The organism is Kitasatospora sp. NPDC058444 (genome assembly GCF_042721415.1).
Taxonomy (GTDB): domain Bacteria; phylum Actinomycetota; class Actinomycetes; order Streptomycetales; family Streptomycetaceae; genus Kitasatospora.
Genome location: NZ_JBHXLL010000094.1, coordinates 1 through 2941 on the forward strand (window position 1 = coordinate 1; position 2941 = coordinate 2941).

General features: G+C 68.9%; 3 protein-coding genes. 2 read left to right on the forward strand and 1 reads right to left on the reverse strand.

Features of this window, described 5'->3' with window-relative positions; genetic code table 11:
• Positions 1-365 precede the first annotated feature (365 nt).
• Entirely contained in the window at positions 366-989 is a 624-nt protein-coding gene (locus ACFWP2_RS39530; protein WP_380460961.1) for a hypothetical protein, read from the reverse strand.
• A 321-nt stretch (positions 990-1310) separates the two neighbouring features.
• On the opposite strand from ACFWP2_RS39530, the gene ACFWP2_RS39535 reads away from it, so the two are divergent.
• Complete coding sequence (locus tag ACFWP2_RS39535) at positions 1311-2123, forward strand: hypothetical protein (protein WP_380460963.1); 813 nt, start codon at positions 1311-1313, stop codon at positions 2121-2123.
• A 242-nt stretch (positions 2124-2365) separates the two neighbouring features.
• Positions 2366-2932, forward strand: coding sequence for a hypothetical protein (locus ACFWP2_RS39540; protein ID WP_380460965.1), 567 nt, complete (start codon positions 2366-2368; stop codon positions 2930-2932).
• The last annotated feature ends 9 nt before the right edge of the window (positions 2933-2941 follow it).

Genomic DNA, 2941 nt, shown 5'->3' on the forward strand with positions numbered 1-2941 from the left:
TGGAGGAACGGATCGCCGAGCTGGTGAAGCGCGCGGTCGGCTGAACCGGCCCGGCCAGACCCGGCCAGGCCCGGCCCGGGGCGGCCGGGCCCGGGCGTCGGGCCCGGGCGTCAGAGCCGGCACCGCGGGACGGGGCGCCGAAGCCGGCACGGCACGGCAGCCCCAGGACGGCCAGGACCGGACGTCGGACCCGGGTGACAGAGCCGGCACCGCGGGACGGGGTGCCGGAGCAGGCACGGCACGGCAGCCCCAGGACGGCCAGGACCGGGCGTCGGACCCAGGCGTCGGCCTACAGGTGAATGTTCAGCCGGGTACACGTGAAAGCGCTCGCGCTTCGGTTCGATCGGGCGCGGGGTGGCACGTCATCAGGACGCCCAGGACAGTCGTACCGCCTCGATCCCGGGGTCGTTCAGCAGCGCTTCGACGAGAGCCGGGGGCCCGGCGACCTTGGTGCCCCACAGGTCGTAGTCGGTGCACAGGACCCATGAGCGGTCCTCCGCCCACAGGTTGGACGGGCTGAAGCCGGCCTCCGGGTTGTCGTAGACAATCACGGCATCGCCAAGGCGGCCAGCCCGCACACGGAGGTCGCCGAAGTCGACGGCCGTGACCATCAGCGGGTTGTAGTAGGCCAGGCAGGGAGTGCCCGGACCCGCAGGGCTGTACTCGGTGAGGACGGCGATCAGCCGGTCCCAGGTCCCACGGTCCACGCTCCCCTCCGTGGGCGGAACGATACCCAGCGGCCAACTCCCCTCCTTCTTGACCGAGGGAAAACAGCGGTGGAAGGGCAGCCGCCCGTCGGGCACCACCGGATCGCCGATGCGCCCGGCGAGTTCCGCCCAACGCAGCCGCCGCCAACCGCGGCCCGGGTGCTCGGCACGGCCCAGCCCGCCACCCGTGACGATACCCGCTTCAAGATCGATACCCGCCAACGCGGCGGGCTGAATGCTCCCGCCCGCCACACACGCCCGGCGGTACTCGTGGTACGACACCCCGACCGACCCCTACTCGTGTTCGTACACCGCGTTGAACACCCAAACGGCATCGGGCACCGCAGGCAGCATGAACCCACGGAGCCGCCTACGCCGCAGACGTCAGCCGGCGGAACAGATGGCCCGACCCGAGCGGAAGTGGCACATGACTCCTCATGAACAGCACCTTTGGGTCTGGGGCCTGCCTTCAACGAAGCATCATGCTGAGAATCGCGTCCCACCGCTGAAACGATCACTTCCCGGAAAACGTCCTCGCATCGGGCTGGATCAGCCCGATACGGTCAGGCACGGACTGGTCGAGCGTGGGATACGGGGGCGGCTATGGCGGGAATCCGGATCGTGGCCTGTCTGCCCGCGGCTGCGCGGGATGACCTCGTCACGGCACTCGGGCAGGCGATGGCACCGTTCGAGATGTACGCCAACCCGCCGTGGCGGTCTATCTGGGACTGGTGGTCGATCCGGGGAGGCAGTGACGGCAGCGGATTCTCGGCACGCCCCGGGTTCCACGACAGCACGCAGCTGATCCACGACGACCCGCGCAGCGATGGCACGCCGCTTCCAAGCCTGCCCGGGATGTGCGCCGGCGGGCCACGGGGGCTGCTGGACTTGACCGACTTCCGCGCACTCTCGAAGCGGATGGCGACCGTCCGAGCCCGAGCGGGTGATCCGTGGGATCTGTGGCACCGCCTCGCCCCCGAGCATCCGCCGATATTGCCGTGGTCGACACCTCGCGCCCGTCACCGCGAGGATCCGCAGGGCTATCCGACGGAGCGGATGTGGGCCGACTTCACGACACAGCCGCTGCTTCAGGCGTTCGTCGCGGATCCGCTCAGTCAGATCCCGGAGCTCGGAGACATCTTGTGGCTGCACAACCAGATCGGCCTTGTCGCCGCACTCGACGGTGACCGGGCGGACTTCGTGCGCCGGGTGACCACCCGCATCCAGCAACCCGACCTTCTCACGCTCGACGGCTGGTGGATCGAGGACGGAGATTCGCCCGTCCACGGGATCTGCAAGGACCGGGGTACCTGCCCTCACCTGGAGAATGGGTGGCGCTACCAACACGACATCGGCGGGTACCTGGACGCCCTTGCGGACGATGTCCTGCTGATCAAGCTCAAGTGCCATGGGTGACCGGCCCCAGCTGGTCGCACCGACATGGCATTCGGACAGTTCCCGTACCCGACTCCACTATGAGCCGGCCCCGGCGGCGCCCAGGCATCCCTCCTCGCCGAGGCCGGCAAGCTGGAGGCCGAACGCGACAGGGACCTCACCTGGCAGGTCTGGCAGGACCACAAGGCCCGCCGGATGCCCACCACCCCTGCCACCGGCCCCTCCAGGCCACCAGCGCCGAGAACACGAAGGCGTCCATCGCCATGATCGGCCGCAGCCAGCAAGTGGAGAAGACCCGGCTGCAGCAGGAACTCGACCGCGAGATGCGCGTCGTGGAAGCCATGGACACCGCCGACAAGAACGGGTGTGAGATGGCCCGGATCACCGAACAGACCCGCTCCCGCAACGAGCACGCGATCCGCTCGGCCATGGACCGACTTCTTCGCGGCGAGGTACCAGAGGGCGGCCGGTGCGATCTCAAGACCCCGGCTGCCGAAGCCGGCGTCACCCGTACCGCCTTCTCCCCGAAGAAGGGCCCCGACGACACCATCAGGCCGGGTCCCTACCGGCACCTCGTCGCGGAGTTCACTCACCGACTCAAGGCGATGCAGGCCACAGGAGAGACCCAGCCATGCGCGCGGGCCTCACCCCGGTGTGAGCGGGCCACCGGGATACCTGTCCCCCAGCCCGCCCCGTCCTTCCACCGACCCCCTACCATCACAGCCCCGCCCTACCACACGGCCCGGGAGTGTCATGAATCAGGCTCTTACAAGATTTTCGTAGCTGGTGATCGCTTCAACTTACCTGTGGTGTCGCCTGGTTGGCGGTGAGACGCTGTC

Excerpts from the sequence above, each read along its gene's own strand:
- ACFWP2_RS39535 (WP_380460963.1), top strand. The coding sequence starts at position 1,311 with ATGGCGGGAATCCGGATCGTGGCCTGTCTGCCCGCGGCTGCGCGGGAT.
- ACFWP2_RS39540 (WP_380460965.1), top strand. The coding sequence starts at position 2,366 with ATGATCGGCCGCAGCCAGCAAGTGGAGAAGACCCGGCTGCAGCAGGAA.